Origin of the sequence: Sphingopyxis macrogoltabida, from assembly GCF_001307295.1 — a bacterium.
GTDB lineage: Bacteria > Pseudomonadota > Alphaproteobacteria > Sphingomonadales > Sphingomonadaceae > Sphingopyxis > Sphingopyxis macrogoltabida_B.
In genome coordinates this window covers 1,054,466-1,070,877 of the sequence record NZ_CP012700.1, presented here as the reverse complement: position 1 = coordinate 1,070,877, position 16,412 = coordinate 1,054,466, and the positions used below count along the sequence as shown (strand labels likewise).

Here is a 16,412-nt window from a genome sequence, read left to right as displayed (position 1 = left end):
ATAAATCATGGCGTTGACGGCTGCGAGGGGCGCGTTTCATGGATCACCTGGAGGGTGCGGGCTTGGCGCGGGGAGATCGGGTTGATTTCGACCGCCGTGTGCGTCTGGAGTTCCGTGGTGCGCAGATCAGTTCAGACGGTGGCCTGCTGGTGATGCGCGAGCTTGATGACGTGCTCGGCCTGTCCAATCTGGCGTCGGAGGCGCTGCGAGACAGCCGCACCGGGAAGAACACGCTCCATCGGCTTGACGGATTGTTCCGGCAATCGGTGTTCGGACGACTGGCCGGATACGAGGATGTGAACGATGCCGACCGCTTGGCCCTCGATCCCGTGATGCGTCAGGTCGTTGGCGGCAGGGCCGTCGAGGCGCAAGCTGCTTCGGCATCGCAGATGGGACGGTTCGAGACCGAGACGCTGGCTCTGGCCGCGAACCGGGCGGCGCTGGCCGATCTGAACGGCCAATGGATCGACCGGTTTCATGACCGCAACGGGTTGAAATACATCGTGCTGGACATGGACAGCTCGGTCAGCCCCACCCACGGCGATCAGGAAGGTGCTGCCTGGAACGGGCATTTCGACTGCACCTGCTATCACCCCATCTTCTTGTTCAACCAGTTTGGCATGCTGGAGCGCTGCGCCCTGCGTAACGGCAATGTCCACAGCGCCGATGGCTGGCGGGATGTCCTTGATCCCGTCATTGCCCGATATGCTGGCCGCGACCTTGGTGGACGCTTCTTCCGGGCCGACGCTGCCTACGCGATCCCCGCGATCTATATGCGGCTGGAAGAAGCCAGGTTCTTCTACGCCATCCGTCTGCCCGCCAACGCCGTCTTGCGCGAGAAGATCGCGCATCGGCTGACACGGCCCGTGGGACGGCCTTCGCTGACCAAGGTCAAACGGTTCTTCGAGGACTTCGAGTATCAGGCGGCGTCCTGGGACAAGCCGCGCCGCGTCATCGCCAAGATCGAATGGCATCCGGGCGAGCTGTTCCCCAAAGTCGGCTTCATCGTCACCAACCTGCCGATGGAGCCAGACTGGGTGGTGAGGTTCTACAACCAGCGCGGCACCGCAGAGCAGCACATCAAGGAAGGCAAATATGCCTTTCGCTGGACGCGGCTGTCATGCCGGAAGTTCCGGCACAACGAGGTGCGGCTGCAACTGCACGCGCTGGCCTACAACCTGGCAACCTTCCTGCGCTGCATCGAACTGCCCGAGGCCATGGCGGACTGGTCGTTGACCAGCCTGCAACTCAAGCTGATCAAGATCGGCGCCCGCGTCGTCCGCCACGCCCGCGCCATTACCTTCCAGTTGGCCGAGGTCGCCGTCACCGGCCCGATGGTGCGGGCCGTCCTTGCCGCCATCCGCCGTCTTCGAACGCCTCCGTCATGCGCATGACCACGATCCATGCCCAAGCTGAACGAAAGCGGCAGGACAGGTCCGTCTGCCGCGCGGAAAAGCGGCTCTGCCGGGCCAGAATGCTGCGGGTTCGAGGCTTGATCCACCCGACTTCGGCCGTTTGCGCGACGACAGACACCGCTCGGGGCGAAAAACGCTTGCCCAGCGAGCAAAATCAGGCGATCTTGAAGTCAAGCGGCAGGCCACTTGGGGAATGTCGGGTAAAATGCAAGATGGGCCGAGCAATTACGATACTCATCGAATTGCATGGCGGTCGCGTGAGCCATTCATGCACACAATTCTATGGAATAATCCAGGAGACCATAATGAAAGCTGCGATACTTAACAATCTCGACGGAACATTCCAGATCGAGGAGATTGAGATCGACGTTCCGCGCGGCCGAGAGGTGCTAGTGGAAGTCAAGGCTTCGGGTCTGTGTCATTCTGACCTGCATTTTGCCGAACAGGATTTCGGGGTCCCCCTGCCGGCCGTCTTGGGTCACGAACTGGCAGGCGTCGTTCTCGCTGTCGGCCCTGAAGTACGAGAATTTTCGGTAGGGGACCATGTAGTAGGATCATTGATCCAGTTTTGCGGTCATTGCCGGGCCTGTATTGGCGGCCGAACCTATCAATGCACCAGGCCTGAAGAAACATTGCGTGACGATCCCAACCATATGCATCGCTTGACCAGGGACGGCGAGGGGGTTGCACAGGGATTCGGTACAGGCGCCTTTGCAGAACGCGCGCTGGTGCATGAGAATCAGCTGGCCCTTGTACCAAAGGAACTGCCTTTCGCTCAGGCTTCGCTACTGGGCTGCGGCACGATCACCGGTGCGGGCGCGGCCATCAACACGGCTTCGGTCCGGCCAGGAGATACTGTGGCGGTAATCGGCATCGGCGGCGTTGGCCTCAATGTGATTTCCGGCGCTAAGCTGGCCGGTGCGTCACGGATCATTGCGATCGATATGCAACCCAAAAAGGCTGACCTAGCCCGCAAGTTCGGTGCAACCGACTTTATCGATGCGTCGGCTGGCGACACCGTGAATGCGGTGCAGGCCCTGACTGACGGCGGCGTCGATCATGCCTTCGAGGTTGTAGGAATCAAAGCGACTTCGCAACAGGCGATCCAGATGGTTCGCAAAGGCGGTGGCGCCTATTTGATTGGCGTTCACTCTCCCACGAGCACGATCGACGTCAATGTGACGATTGATCTGCTGACCCAACAGGTCGATCTGCGCGGCGTCTATATGGGATCGTCCAATATCAAGCACGATATTCCAATGTACGCCCACCTCTATCTGCAGGGAAAGATCAACCTCGATGATCTGATTTCCCGCGAGATCAATCTGAGCGATATTAACGAGGCTTATAAGGAACTGAAGGGGGGCTCAATTGCGCGCAGCGTAATTACATCCTTCTAAGCCTGATCCACGGTTAATTGATTTGATCAAGTGAGCCGATGGTTGCGCAAAATGGCGACCATCGGCAATGATATGCGGACATCCTAATCAAGCTCGCCTTTAAGGATAGGGCGACTGTTGTTCAAACGCATCGACCGGCGCGTCGTTGAAGCGAATCAAGGTTTGCAATAAAACATCTGTAAGCGGTGGCCTCAGCCCACGGCGGTCCAGGGCATGAGTTCATGAACGCGATTGGCGGGATGGCCGTTGGCGAGCGCAGTGAGGGTCTGGGTCAGCCAGTCGTTGGGGTTAATCGCGCCCAGCTTGCAGTTTTCGATGAGCGTGGCGATGACCGCCCAGTTGTCGCCGCCTTCGTCGGAGCCGGCGAAGAGCGCGTTCTTTCGGTTCAAAGAGAGGTGGCCTGGAGAATCTGGAGTCATGGCGATTCGCGATTTGATCCCCTGGAGCCGGCAGGAAAACAGGGTCCCTGCTCAGGTCAGCGCGGCGGGCGAGGCGAGCGACCCCCTGCTTTCGTTGCATCGTGAAGTGAACCGTTTGTTCGACGACGTTTTCCGGGGCTTCGGCGTGCCGTCGCTTGCCAGCGCGGAACGCGGCATTCTCTCGCCGAGCCTGGAGCTTGCCGAGACCGACAAGGAGATCCGCGTCACGGCCGAGCTGCCCGGGCTCGACGAGAAGGATGTTGAAGTGATCGTCGAGGAGGGCGTTCTGACGCTTCGCGGCGAAAAGAAGTCCGAGGTCGAGGACAAGGACCGGGGCTATTCCGAACGCAGCTACGGACGGTTCGAGCGCCGCATCGGCCTTCCTCGAGGCATCGAGCAGGACAAGGCCAACGCGACCTTCAAGAACGGCGTTCTCACCGTCACCGTACCGAAATCGGCATCGGCCGCAGAGAACGTCCGTCGGATTCCGGTGAATTCCAAATAATCTTCCTTTTCCAGAAGTCCGGCGCCGACAAGATCGAGCACCCCGATCCGCACATCAGGCATAGGCAGTCCGGTCGCCTCCTGGATCTCTGCATAATTAGCCTGCGGATCCATCGAATGGCCCAACTCACTGTTCCGCACGAAATATTCGGCGACGACGCGCGCAGACGACGACCAGGTGGAGCCAGCCTCGTGCTGTTGCACATACCGGGGTGTCTGACCGAGCGGAGGCTTTTTACTAACGCCGAAAATCTCAGCAGCCAGCGCTTCGATGCCGTCTTCTCCCGGGCTATATTCGGGAGTGAGCCGGGTCTTGAGAAACCGCGATACAGACGACAATGGCAGGTCATGGCGCAGGCCGATGAACTTTGCCGTCCCTTCGACCGCGCTCATCAGCCCGGCGTCGATTTCTTCATTGACCCACGGCTTGGCAATCGAAGTCCGGGTTAGCAGGACGACGAAATGCGTGCAGTTGCCGAGGCCTTCCTCCATCTTGCGACGCAGGCTGTCGCCATATCCGATTTCCCAATTATCATACCAGACATTGATACCGCGCTGCAGCAGGCCTTCGGCCAGAGGCTTCACGATTGGCTTGTCTTCTGATGCGTGCGCGAGATAGACTAGGCGTTCACGATCTGCCGGTTCATTCATGCCGTGGACTTCTCCCCTGTCGAGCCCCAATCTTTGTTCCAGCGCTCGCGCGAAGGCAGGCGACCCGCTGGTGAAGACGGTCCAGCCCTGTTTCCCGATACGTCGCACGAAGACCGGTGCGTGTTTGCCGGTCGCTGGATCGACGACCGAAGCCGCCTTGCCATGCACCTCTTCGGCATAGCTGTTCATTACCTCGTCGAAAGCATCATCCATCATGCCCTTGAAGAATTCTCCGCTGGATACCTTGCGGCCGCCACGCCGGAACTCGATCGCCATGATGCCCCCGCCAGCAAGTTGAATTCGCAAACCGTCATAATCGCTATGCCATAAGCGCCGATGATATTCGATCTCTTTTTGTTCCCTTTTGAGTGTGCTCACTATGGCTTTTTCCCCGCCACCGCCGACTACGCTCAACGTCGCCAGGCGCGACCGAGCTGATGGAAGGGCCTGATTAGTTTTCAGTCGCTACGAAGCTTGCTGCTTGAAATCGCTGGGAGTTCGAAGGAATGTCGCCGCCTTAGCGTCCGCTTTCCACGATAATTTGGCCGCTAAGCGGGCCACGGGCGAGGCCTGAGAGCAGTCAATCCTCGGTACTGAATGAAGGGCGGGTTTCAGCAGTGATCCCCAGCTGGTGAACGGCGGCTATGTCGGCGGTTCTTGCCATTTCGGCAGCAAGGTCGGCAGCTTCAGTGGACGCGCTGGAAGCCAAACCCTATCCTGCGCCGTGATGTTCCAACTCCATTGCACCAAGAAGCTGCTTGATCGCATTAAGCCGGAAATCGTTGCGTCTGGGCCAAGCGACACAGCACTGGGCAGCTGGTATGCCACGGCCATATTCTGGAAGCCGCAAGTCGCTGTGCTGGTTTCTGAGCGCACGCTGCTTCCCGTGCTAATGCCGCTAGCCCCAGCGGCCACTCTTGCTCGACGCTTTCCCGCACAACTGGCGCTGGTTCTGAAGGAGCACGGCGTCTCATCTGAATTCATCGCACAGGAAGTCTGGCGAATGGACAAGGTCCAGTACGCTAAGACGGCGAACCGGAGCGTCGTAGGCATCCTCAATGAGTTCGTTAAGCAGGCCGAGTTCTGGCTGGCCGCCTATGCCTATGAGAAGGGTGATGATGACGACCTCCTGGCGATTTCCGCCAAGTTAGCGGAGACACCATGTAGCCCGCTGTATAAGGGCCCGGTGTCGCCGGACAAAGCCCTTCATGAACTCGTTAAGGCTGGTTCGCAGGCATGAGCCAGCGGCCGTCAACTGCGCTCGGAGATCCTACAGCACCTGTCTGGAAACCCAGCTGGTTCGGTCAGACGAGATCGGGCGGCAAATCGACAATCCGGAAGACAGCGCCCGATCCCGCATCACGAAACAGATCAACCCGCGCGCCATCCCAGTGATAGTCGAGGTGCCGCCCCTGAAGCGGATTTGATGCGCAATCCGGGTAGAATAGCGCGACGCATTCCCCGCCGGGGTGCCGGATGCTCGGGTAAGCAATCCCGTCCGATCCCGCACCCCAAAGGTGCCGCGCGAGCGCTTGAGACGCGGCATAGCTGTCGGGATCGAGCGCCGAATCCGGCTTCCCCGCCTGAGGCCGGAGATCATGCAGGTCTGCATCGACCGTCATGACGATCTCCCGGAACTGCGAGGTCCAGCCAGGCGCTTCGTGGGTTCGTGCCATGAATCGGGCATGGTGGTGGATCGTCTCGAACAGCGCGGTCTCGAACCGGTCGCCGACATAGAGCACGCCATAACTTCCGTCGGTAAAACGGCTTGGCCGGTCAATGCTGACATGGGTGAACGGCGCCATGAGGTAGGAGGCGCCGTTGCCGCCAACGCGGCGGTCAACCGGAACGAGGTCGAGATTACCAATCTTCGCCATGATGCGAGGATTGGTCTTCTGCTCGGCCAAGATCAGCAGCGGCCAGTCTGCGGGATCGGCGATGTCTTCGAACAGGTCGATCGGCGGAAAGGCACTGCGGATGATCCTGACAGCGCCCTTCCACTCAACTCTAGAAACGGGGATTTCTGGTGCTTCGCTCACCAGCCACCGCGCTCGGCGTCGAGGTAGCGACGCACCCGCATGATGTCGGTCAGCTCGCCTCCCAGCATCACGTCGAGCGCACTGGCTCCGCCGAACGCTTCATTAGCTGCTCTGATCCAAGAATACCCGCGGGTCGCTTCGGAGAAGATGATCCGGAGCGCCTTGTGGATCCCCATGAGGTTGGACAGGCGCGCACGCCCATCACGCGAAATACGCCCGGGGCCTTCTGCCTTCCATCGGCGATAGGAGCGCACCGGCATGTCGAGCAGGGTTGCAGCCTGCTCGTCGGTCAGTTCCCATTTGCCGAACAGATTGAGGACTGCCCGGAACATGGCAGATGCCTCGTCCTGGGTTATCGGATCGGGACGGAAAGCAGTAACGGCAGTATCAACGGGTTGCAGCGCCAGCATGGCAGTTCTCCATATGGCATCATGTACGCCGAACAATGCCATTTGGCAAGGAGCTATACCGATGATGCCAGTCTGGCAATCACGCTCGCCGCGCCCTCGATCGGCACGAACAGCCGGGTCTGATAGCGGACGATCTCGGTAAAGCAGCCTTGGGCCTTGTACCAGTCGAGCCGAGCAGCACTCCATCCCGTAAGCTCAATTCGCTGTGAGCCATTGACCAAGCTGCGCTTGACCATGAGCAGCTCGCGGCCCGCGAACTCGATGGCCCTGCCCGTTGCCAAGACGGTCTTTACAACGTCGTCGGCGGAAAGAGTTTGCTCGCGTTCCAGACCCAGCGCTCGGCACAGTTCGGGCACGCAGTGGACGGGAACCTCCCGGCCAAGGAGCGACCGGCCATCCGCAGCCGAGATGCGGTTCACCCTCACGAAATCCGAAGGCAGCTTGTCCCAGACCGGCAGCAGGAGGCCCGTCGCAAGATAGAGGCGCTCGCGCTTGTGGCTGGTCCTCGCCTCTTCCACCTCGGCGGCCCACGCCTCGCGGAATGCGCCGATGGCAATGTCCTCCCAGCTGCTCTCAGCCAATTGATCTTCGGTGATATGACTGCGCCCCAGCGGACGCAGCAATTCGAAGCGGACCACGCGCGTGCCGTCATCGGCAAGAATGCTACGCGCGGGGACCAGCAGGGCGACCCGACCTGAACGGGCGTTCCGAACCGGTCGCTGCCGTTGCCCCGTGATGCCGTGAGTCTCCTCGAGCCGCGTCAGCGTGAGCGGCTTCAGGGCCCTGGCGATCTCCAGTTCGAGGAGATGGGTCGTCGCGCCCGATGCCGGATCGGTGCGTAGCAGCGTGTCCGATAGGACCGTGAACTCCTCGACTGCAATCGTCTCGAGGCCGAGATCGAGCGTGCCAGCCTGCCGGGCGGCATCGATACGCGCTTCGACCAGCCCCATGAACTCATCGAAGATCGCGTTCTGCAGGGCTATGGGAAGCGCCAGGATGCGGTTGAGCCAGCGCTGGATCGACGGCAGGTCATCGACCATCGACCCGTCAGGCGCCTCGATCCGCAGGCCTGTCAGGTCCTGAAAGCGTCCGAGGCTTACCGCTTCGAGGTTGCCGGTGAACAACAGGCCGAACCAGCGATGGAGCGCCTCCTTGGCGTAGATGCTCTCGAGATTGTCGGCAGGATCGAACAGGTTCTGGCCACCGGTCTGGCGCTGCCCGCGGGTCAGAGCGCCGAGGCTGTCGAGGCGCCGGGCGATCGTCGAGATGAAGCGGCGCTCGCCGCGCACATCGGTGGTCACGGGCCTGAACAGCGGCGCCGACGCCTGATTGGTGCGATTGGTCCGGCCAAGCCCCTGGATTGCGGCGTCAGCCCTCCAGCCCGGCTCAAGCAGGAAGTGGACGCGGCGGGCCTGGTTCTTCGCGGCCAGATCGGCATGGTAGCTGCGCCCGGTTCCACCAGCATCGGAGAACACCAGTATGCGCTTGTCACCGTCCATGAATGCCTGGGTTTCGGCCACATTGGCTCTCGGCGAGCGGGATTGGAGTTTCTGACGACCATCGCGGCCGACGATGAGCCGACGGGTGCGACCGGTGACTTCCGCAACCTGGTCAACGCCGAAGCGTTCGATGATGGCATCGAGGGCTGTGGCGATGGGCGGCAATGCACAGAGCTGCTCGATCATCCGGTCGCGCGCGGCGAGTGCTGATCGGCACAGCACGGGCGCGCCGAGTTCGTCGCTCATCGGCTCGGAGCGAGGATTGCCATTTTCGTCGGTAAACACGGCCATCAGGCGAACGGGAAAGCTCTTGGCGAGATAGTCGATCACGTATTCTTTGCAGTCGCAGTTTATGTCGAGCGTGGCGGCGAGAGACGCAGGTTTCCTTCGGTTTTCCATGATTTCACTCCAGATAATTACGGTTCCCTCGACCTGAACAAGTCGAAGGAACCAACATGCGATCAAGATCATTATTGTCGTTTCGAGCGGCCCGGCTCCGGGTCGAAGACCCGCCCAGTCACGACGCTCTACTCACCGCATTCCTCTCCTCTCTGTCGCTCGACGAGAGGTCAGGCAGTGCGATTCTGTTTGGCGCTGCGGCCCGTCATTTCCTGCATTGGATGGAACTGCATGGGATCGCGATCCGCACGATCGACGATCGGACCGTTCGGCGGTTCGAGAAGCATCGGTGCCGTTGCCACCGGTATTCGGCGCAGCAGCCAGTCTATAAGGCGGACATTGCAGCGCGAGTCAGGCGCTTCGTCCGCTTCCTGGAGGATCAAGGCTACGTCGGTGTCGACGACGGGATCGACGATCTGCCACGGCACCTCGCCGACTATTTCGATGGGATCGATCGCTTGCAACTCGCGCAAGGACCGGCCCAGTCCTATCGATCCGAGGCCGAGCATTTCGCGGCCTGGCTTCGCATTGCGCGACGACAATGGGCCGATATCGATGACACGATCATCGACCAGTACGGCGCGCATGATTGTCGATGTCCGGTCTGGCGCAAGCGAGGCAAGCTTGTTGCCTCGGGCGCGAAGCGGCGGCGGCGAGGCGCTCGGCACTTCGTCGAGTTCTTGCGCGACCGCGGTGTCATCCCTTCAGTCGAACTGGTGTCGGATGACGACCCGCACATGGCGGCATATCTGGCATGGCTCAAGCAACACCGCGGCGCGACCGATGAGACGATCCGGCGCTACCGGGCCGATATCAGGCGGCTCGCGCCTATGCTCGGCGAGCCTTCACAATGGGATGCAGCCGTCCTCAGACGGGCGTTTCAACAACGAAGCAAGGAGACGCCGGGTTCGGCATCACTGCTCGTCACGATAATACGGAGCTATATTCGGTTCCTGGTCGTGCAGGGTATTTGCCGTCCAGCTTTGTTGCACGCGATCCCATCAGTGCAACGCTACCGTCTTTCGACGCTGCCCCGGCACGTTAACCCGGCAACGATCGAGCAGATCATCGGCGCATGTCCGACTGATCGCCCGGTGGAAGTTCGGGACAAGGCCATCATTCTCCTGCTCGCCCGGCTTGGCCTGCGTGCCGGTGATATTCGGGATATGCACCTCGACGATATCGACTGGCGCTCGGGCCACCTGACGGTCAAGGGCAAGACGCGTCGGCCTGATCGCCTGCCATTGCCTCAGGACGTCGGTGACGCGATCCTGGACTACATTGCCACGGCGCGTCCCAAGACCGCCGATCCGCATCTGTTCGTGCGCGCGCAAGCCCCGTTCCGTTCGTTCCGCTCATCGGCGGAGATCGCCGGCATCGTTGCACGCACGCATGAGCGCGGCGGGATCGAAGGCGTGCCGACCGGATCGCACATTTTCCGGCATTCGCTTGCCACCAACTTGCTGCGCGCGGGCGCAGGGCTGGAGTCCGTTGGAACGATCCTGCGCCACAGCTCGCCCGAGACCACCGCCATCTACGCCAAGGTCGACCTGCCGATGCTCATGAAAATCGCGCAGCCATGGCCGGGAGAACCGTCATGCTGAGCACGCAGATTGCCAGATACGTCTCGCTGTATCGCAGCTTGGGGCGGAAGTTCTCGGAACAGGAACGACTGCTGCGCCAATACGCCGCTTTCGCTGAACGCTTCGGTGACCGGCACACCCGAGTGCAGCGCATCTACGACTGGTGCCACACGGCAAGCTCGCAAAACGTGGCTCGCCATAGGTACGACGCTGCTCGTAACTTCAGCCTTTTCGCTCATGCCGAGAACCCAGACAACGAAGTCCCGCCTGTCGGCGTTTTCGGCCGGGGGAAGCGGCCACGTCCCACTCCGACCATAATCGAAGCGGACCAGGTGCGGGCGATCATGGCGGCGGCATTGAACGTTCCGCCCCATGGCACGATTAGCCCATACACGTACCATTACCTGTTCGGCCTGCTCGCGGCGACAGGTCTCCGGATTTCCGAGGCTCTCGCGCTACAGTGCAACGATCTGGTCGAGGATGGGCTGGTCGTCCGCAACGGCAAGTTCGGCAAGCAGCGACTGATCGCCTTGCAGCCATCGACGCGCCAAGCACTCGAAGCCTACATTGCGATCCGCGCGAAGCACCCGGCCAAGTGTAATGACCTGTTCGTCACTATCCGGGGGCGGGCGCCGCACAAGGTGCGCGCCCACGTCGTGTTCGTCAGGTTGGCCCGGCTTCTCGGATATCGTGGAGCAACCGGTACGGCAGGCATGCGACTCCACGATCTGCGACATACGTTCGCTGTTCGCTCGCTTGAGTCCTGCCCGCGTGACAGGGAGGCCATTGCCCACCACATGGCCGGTCTCAGTGTCTACCTGGGGCACGCGTCGATCGCCAACACGTACTGGTATCTCGAAGCCACGCCAGTGCTGCTGCGCGACATTGCGGCTGCAAGCGAGCAACTTTTTCAAGGAGAAGCGGCATGACGGCGCTTGCTCCCCATCTCTCGGCATATCTGCGGGAACATCTGCCGCGCGAACGCGCCGTCAGCCCGCACACGGTGAAGACCTATGCCAACTGCTTCGTCCTCCTCGTCCAGTTCGCTGCCGATCGGCTGAAGCGCCGACCGACCGATCTCGAGGTTGAGGATCTCGGCACAGACATGATCATGGCCTTCCTCGATCATGTGGAGATCGGCCGCGGCAGCTGCGTGCGGACCCGCAATGGCAGGCTCGCCGCGATCCGATCCTTCTTCCGATACATCGAGTACCGGATTCCAGCCTGCCTCGATCAGGCACTCCGTGTCAGAGCAATCCCGACCAAGAAGACAGACAAGGCGCTGATCGATTACCTCGACCGGGCCGAGATCAAGGCTTTGCTCGATACACCCGATCCCCGGACACGCCTCGGCACCCGTGATCGCGCGATGCTGCATCTTACCTATGCTGGCGGACTGAGGGTGTCGGAACTCGTAACGCTGCAACTGGGCGATTTCCCGGACCGCTCCCTGTCCACCATGCACATCATGGGCAAAGGGCGACGTGAACGGGTCCTGCCGCTGTGGAAGGAGACCCAGATCGCATTGCGCGCATGGCTTGCGATCCGGCCTCAAGTTGAGGTCACCGAGATTTTCCTCAATGCCAACGGGCAGCCGATGACCCGCGACGGATTTGCGTTCCGATTGGCCGAGCACGTCAAGACGGCAGCGACGAAGCAGCCGTCGATCCTTGGGAAGCGCGTCACACCCCACGTGCTTCGTCATTCTTGCGCGATGCACACGCTCGCGGCGACGGGGGACATTCGCAAGGTCGCATTATGGCTCGGCCACGCCAGTATCCAGAGCACCGAGACCTACTTGCGCGCCGATCCCGAAGAGAAGCTGCAGATTCTCGCAGCCCACGGTGCCCCTGCGATCAAGCCGGGGCGCTTCAAGCCGCCTTCCGACGCCTTGATCACAATGCTCACCGACGTTCGAAGGCGGGCCTGACCCGTCTTCGAACACTCCCTCTAACCCGCATATTATCTGGAGTGAAATCATGGAAAACCGAAGGAAACCTGCGTCTCTCGCCGCCACGCTCGACATAAACTGCGACTGCAAAGAATACGTGTAATGTGGAGCTCCACATTAGATCAGTTCCCGCGGGGAGAGGTCGATCTCGAGAGCTTCGCGTTCCTCGTCAGACAGGTCGGCAAGTCGCCGGTCGAGCATGGCCTCGGCCGTCGAGACGAGTTGCACGACAACGGCATGCCCATCGGCGATCGCCGTATCGATCGCAGGCAGCAAGCTCGGGAGCTTCATCGACAGAAGCAGCTGCGCGAAGAAGCGTTGCTTTGTTCCCTCAAAGATCGACAGCGCTGCGGACTTGGCCCCGGAGTTGAGCGTCCCGCCGGTCTCGCTGTCGACGATCCGCGTGGCTTCCAGCGCGTCGCGCAGGTTAGCGTGGATGATCGCTTATCGCGAGGAAGCGGTAATGCGGAGGAACGCGGCGTAGTCCTGCAAAGCTGCGGAACATTTCGCCACGTCCTTCACATTATTCTATAGGGTGTCGAGCCATCCCATCAGATTGGCATCTCGCTTCCACGAAGGTGGCACGTTGCTCGCCGCCGGGGCGCCAACCTGTTCCAGCGCCTTTCGTTTGGTCTCCAGATTGGCCTGAGCATAGTGATTGGTCGTATCGAGACTGACGTGCCCGAGCCAACTGCGGATGACGGTGATATCGACCCCGGCGGCAACGAGGTGGACGGCGGTCGCGTGCCGGAAGCTGTGAGGCGTAACGTGTTTTGACTGGAGGGTCAGCGTCGATTTCGCGGCTTGTTCCACGTAGGCGTTGAGCTTGAACCGCACCCCTGACGCCCCTAGCGGTTCACCGTATCGATTGACGAAGATCCGCTCATCGGGCGCACGCGGCTGTCGCTCCAGTAGCTTCCTGAGCAATGCCACGGTTTCTGGCCAGAGCGGGCAGATGCGTTCCTTGCGCCCCTTGCCGTAAAGACGCACGAAGTTCGGTGCATCGAACCGGATTGCTTCGGGACAGAGGTCAAGCGCCTCTTGGATTCGCGCGCCACTGTTATAGAGGAACGAGAGCAGTACATGGTCGCGCAGCCCTTCGAGTGTCGATCGGTTGGGCTGGGCGAGGATGGCCTCGACCTCCTCGGGCTCGAGGTAGCACGGCGCGGAGGTGGGCTCCCGCTTCAACGGAACAGCCAGGACCTCTGAGCACTGCGCGATGTATTCCGGATTCTTGTCCGCCACGAAGCTGAAGAAGCTGCGGATGGCGGCCAGTCGGCAGTTCCGCGTGCCGATCGTGGTCTTGCGGCCATGCTCGGTATGATGAAGGAACGCGCGCACCTCGCCGGCCGAGACGTCGGTGAGCGTCAGCCGCGCGACCCCGCAGCCTTTTCGCTCCGCGACGAACCGAAGCAGCAGCCGCCAGGTGTCGCGATAAGAGCGGATCGTGTGGATTGACGCGCTGCGCTGCTCGGCCAGCCACTCCTGGAAGAACGCCCGCAACAACGCGGGCAATGGATTGCCTTTCCTCATGGCCGCGCCTCCGTGACAAGGCACGGGGCGCCGAGCGCGCGGAACCGTTCACTGGCTTCCTGCAACAGATCCTGCGTGACGGTGATGTAGACCAGCGTGGAGTGGAGATCCCGGTGCCCCATGTAGGTCGAGAGGAAGTGCAGTTTTTCCTGAGGGTTAATGCCGGACCGGTACCACTGGAGGATGCGGTTCACCACCATCGAGTGACGAAGGTCATGGACCCGCGGCCCGGTCCGGCCCGAAGCGGGCTTGAGCCCAGCACGGCGCATGACGTTGGTAATCATTGTCGTAACCGCCTCGGGCCTGTAGCGGTCATTTAAGTGGGCATGCCAGAACAGCCCTGATTTCGGGTTCTGTGGGCCGCCAGCGCGCCGCCTCGCATCGATGTACGCGCGCAGTTCGACCGCGACACTGTCGGATAGAGGCAAGATCCTGGTCTTGTAGAACTTCGTTTCCCGGATCGTGATCGTGCTTGATTGCAGGTCCACGTCACCAAGATCGAGCCATGCCAGCTCGCTTCGCCGTAGCCCGGCACAATAGGCCAGCATGATCATGGTGTAGAGGGTCAACGGCCGCAGCGGAGCGTCCGGCGACGGATAAGTCCGTGCGGTATCGAGCATACGCCGAACGTCAGCCGGGCTGAAGATATGCGGTTGCCGATGCTCCCGCGCTACTTCCCGCTCTGGCCGGGGATTGAAGCGCTTTGGCGGGATAGTCGGATCGAGGCGGAACCGCGCCTTGGTCAGGATGCGCGCCAGCTTCTGGCATTCAGCCGCGTGGTTGCGGGTCGGCTTGGCAGCCGCCCAGCTCGCAATCATTGCCTCAAGTGGTTGCTCCGCGAGGTCGGGACGGGCCTGAAGGAACCGATCGAACCGCAGCAGCCAGTGAGCCTGCGCTTCATATTGATATCCCCGGCTGCGCATCAGCATGACATGGTCTTGCATGAAGTCACCCAGCACGCTGCCGAAGGGCGCAGGCCGTCGTAACGCGGCCAAGGATTCGTCGGGATTCGGGGAAGCCAAGGCCCGCCAGATCGGCTTGCTTTGCTTGACGTTGTACCGACGGCGAAGTGCAGCAACAGGGTTGTCGGCGATCAGCCCGATTTCGACGAGGTGGTCGAGGAAGCGGTCGACAATGCAGACCTGATTGAGCAGCGTCGACAATCGCCAACGTTTTTGCATCTCCTTCAGCCAGGCGTCGAGCATCTGCCGGTCCACCGCCGGATGCCGGCGGGCAACATCTTCGAAGGTGCAAAGGAACCAGCGATATGTCGGTACGCTTCCCGGCCGGAACTGCGATTTTACCAGGAAGGCGTCGACGACGGTGCGATCGGGATCGTGCCAGGCGCTCATGACAGCACCTCCATTCCAGGCACCTCGAGTGCCACGGCTCGGAGATCATCTGTTGCCAGTTTGAGATAAGTATTGGTGGATTCGGTGGATCGATGCCCGAGCACGTCGCCGATGATCTTTTGCGGGACCGATGCCCGCAGCATTTCGACCGCACGTGCGTGGCGGAAGACATGCGGCCCCCGCTTTCCTGCTGGCACTACGCCTGCGGCGGCCAACCGACCGCGGATCATGCCGTACAGGTTCGTCATTGCGATATAGGGTGCGCAGGATCGGACGAAGATTTCCCGCACTTCAACCTGGGGCCGCCCAAGGCGCAGATAATCCAGCAGCGCTTCACCAACAGTCACCATTAGCGGCATGTACGAGTACGCGTTGGTCTTGGTGTGGCAGATCCGGAGGGATTCTGCGCGCCAGTCCACGTCATCGAGCCGAAGGCGGCATATCTCACCTTCGCGCAGCCCATACGTGGCAAGCAGCTGAAGTATCGCATAATCGCGTAGTCCGCGTGGCGATCTGTCCTCCTGCGTTGTCGCCAGAACCGCGGCGATTTGGCTCCTTTCCAGCGTCGACGGCACATCTTCGTAGGCATAGAGCATGGGGCCGATGATGTGTGGCGTCAGATCGGTCGGGATGCGACCCGTCCGATGCAGATGGCGAACCACCGAACGGAGACGCTCAGCGACATCGGCCAATGATTTGCGCCGTAAACCAGGCGCGCGCATGTCCATGTAGAGATCGATGTCCACGATGCTCAACGTTTCGAGGCTGGCGGCACCGGCCCGGTCGAACTGCCATCGCAGGAAGTTTCGCGCCTCCCACATCAGCGCCGCAATGGACGCGCTTGCCAAACCGCGCTCCTCGCGCAGCCATGCCTCGTATTCGCGGCAAATTTCATGTCGATGCTCGTCATCGGGACCGATCATTTCTGCGTCCGGGGGCCAATTGCCTTGAGCAAGCCGGAGGAGCTTGGCGATCGCGGTGCGGGGCAACATGTGCCAACGCGCACTGGGAGGCCGACCGTACTGGATCTCAAAATCTTGAACCGCATAGCCAAAATACTGATCGACCTGCTGCGGCGTCACAGTCTCGACCTGTATATCGCACTCGGCCAGATAATCGAGAAACGCGCGGGCGTAGAGACGGTGGTTCGCCACGACCACGGGATTGTAATTCTGTGTGGTGAGCGAATTCGAGAGTTCGGTGATCAACTCGTCATGCAACTTCAACATGATTGCCTCCTCAGCTGGTCCAGGGACC

Annotated in this window: 13 protein-coding genes and 3 pseudogenes; 7 read left to right on the top strand and 9 right to left on the bottom strand. The window is 61.0% G+C overall.

From position 1 onward, the window contains the following. Positions 1 to 38 precede the first annotated feature (38 nt). Both AN936_RS04955 and AN936_RS04950 read left to right on the top strand, forming a co-directional pair. A complete protein-coding gene (locus AN936_RS04955) occupies positions 39 to 1,394 on the top strand; it encodes an IS1380-like element ISPme1 family transposase (RefSeq protein ID WP_012112698.1) in 1,356 nt (451 codons plus the stop codon). A 326-nt stretch (positions 1,395 to 1,720) separates the two neighbouring features. Then, positions 1,721 to 2,815, top strand: a complete 1,095-nt coding sequence (locus AN936_RS04950; protein ID WP_054590112.1) for a Zn-dependent alcohol dehydrogenase — start codon at positions 1,721 to 1,723, stop codon at positions 2,813 to 2,815. A gap of 191 nt (positions 2,816 to 3,006) precedes the next feature. Here AN936_RS04950 and AN936_RS04945 read toward each other — a convergent pair. Further along, a pseudogene (locus AN936_RS04945) lies at positions 3,007 to 3,210 on the bottom strand (transposase domain-containing protein); the annotation flags it as partial. Between the two features lie 22 nt (positions 3,211 to 3,232). Between AN936_RS04945 and AN936_RS04940 the strand changes: the two are divergent. Beyond that, entirely contained in the window at positions 3,233 to 3,739 is a 507-nt protein-coding gene (locus tag AN936_RS04940) for an Hsp20/alpha crystallin family protein (RefSeq protein ID WP_054587161.1), read from the top strand. A gap of 350 nt (positions 3,740 to 4,089) precedes the next feature. Here AN936_RS04940 and AN936_RS25400 read toward each other — a convergent pair. Beyond that, positions 4,090 to 4,389, bottom strand: a pseudogene (locus tag AN936_RS25400) (toll/interleukin-1 receptor domain-containing protein); the annotation flags it as partial. Between the two features lie 631 nt (positions 4,390 to 5,020). Between AN936_RS25400 and AN936_RS04935 the strand changes: the two are divergent. Continuing rightward, complete coding sequence (locus AN936_RS04935) at positions 5,021 to 5,629, top strand: DUF6933 domain-containing protein (RefSeq protein ID WP_234715747.1); 609 nt, start codon at positions 5,021 to 5,023, stop codon at positions 5,627 to 5,629. A gap of 64 nt (positions 5,630 to 5,693) precedes the next feature. On the opposite strand, the gene AN936_RS04930 is transcribed toward AN936_RS04935, so the two are convergent. Genes AN936_RS04930 through AN936_RS04920 form a run of 3 tightly spaced genes read right to left on the bottom strand, consistent with a single transcriptional unit; the run spans position 5,694 to position 8,808 of the window. After that, complete coding sequence (locus AN936_RS04930; protein WP_054587159.1) at positions 5,694 to 6,428, bottom strand: RES family NAD+ phosphorylase; 735 nt, start codon at positions 6,426 to 6,428, stop codon at positions 5,694 to 5,696. Next, positions 6,425 to 6,838: an MbcA/ParS/Xre antitoxin family protein gene (locus AN936_RS04925; protein ID WP_054587158.1), complete on the bottom strand. Its 414-nt coding sequence runs from the start codon at positions 6,836 to 6,838 to the stop codon at positions 6,425 to 6,427. The genes AN936_RS04930 and AN936_RS04925 overlap by 4 nt, the downstream gene beginning before the upstream one ends. 53 nt (positions 6,839 to 6,891) lie before the next feature. Beyond that, on the bottom strand, positions 6,892 to 8,808 hold the full coding sequence (locus AN936_RS04920) for a strawberry notch C-terminal domain-containing protein (protein WP_420496837.1): 1,917 nt from the start codon (positions 8,806 to 8,808) through the stop codon (positions 6,892 to 6,894). Here AN936_RS04920 and AN936_RS04915 point away from each other — a divergent pair. The 3 genes from AN936_RS04915 to AN936_RS04905 are packed head-to-tail and all read left to right on the top strand — an operon-like array spanning position 8,793 to position 12,249. After that, positions 8,793 to 10,340 carry a tyrosine-type recombinase/integrase gene (locus AN936_RS04915; RefSeq protein WP_011540750.1) on the top strand — a complete coding sequence of 516 codons (1,548 nt, stop codon included), beginning with the start codon at positions 8,793 to 8,795 and terminating at the stop codon, positions 10,338 to 10,340. The genes AN936_RS04920 and AN936_RS04915 overlap by 16 nt on opposite strands. Next, complete coding sequence (locus AN936_RS04910) at positions 10,334 to 11,248, top strand: tyrosine-type recombinase/integrase (protein ID WP_054587156.1); 915 nt, start codon at positions 10,334 to 10,336, stop codon at positions 11,246 to 11,248. The genes AN936_RS04915 and AN936_RS04910 overlap by 7 nt, the downstream gene beginning before the upstream one ends. Beyond that, positions 11,245 to 12,249: a tyrosine-type recombinase/integrase gene (locus tag AN936_RS04905; protein ID WP_024310637.1), complete on the top strand. Its 1,005-nt coding sequence runs from the start codon at positions 11,245 to 11,247 to the stop codon at positions 12,247 to 12,249. Before AN936_RS04910 ends, AN936_RS04905 begins: the two co-directional genes overlap by 4 nt. Positions 12,250 to 12,387: 138 nt before the next feature. Here the strand turns inward: AN936_RS04905 and AN936_RS25895 are convergent. From AN936_RS25895 to AN936_RS04890, 4 genes and pseudogenes are all read right to left on the bottom strand, one after another. After that, positions 12,388 to 12,714: pseudogene (locus AN936_RS25895) on the bottom strand (methylase); the annotation flags it as partial. Positions 12,715 to 12,798: 84 nt separating this feature from the next. Continuing rightward, the gene (locus AN936_RS04900) at positions 12,799 to 13,803 is read right to left on the bottom strand and encodes a site-specific integrase (protein WP_009823939.1); all 1,005 of its coding nucleotides are present in this window, start codon (positions 13,801 to 13,803) and stop codon (positions 12,799 to 12,801) included. Beyond that, complete coding sequence (locus AN936_RS04895; protein WP_009823940.1) at positions 13,800 to 15,155, bottom strand: tyrosine-type recombinase/integrase; 1,356 nt, start codon at positions 15,153 to 15,155, stop codon at positions 13,800 to 13,802. The genes AN936_RS04900 and AN936_RS04895 overlap by 4 nt, the downstream gene beginning before the upstream one ends. After that, positions 15,152 to 16,384, bottom strand: coding sequence for a site-specific integrase (locus tag AN936_RS04890; protein WP_007015824.1), 1,233 nt, complete (start codon positions 16,382 to 16,384; stop codon positions 15,152 to 15,154). Before AN936_RS04890 ends, AN936_RS04895 begins: the two co-directional genes overlap by 4 nt. Between the last annotated feature and the right edge of the window lie 28 nt (positions 16,385 to 16,412).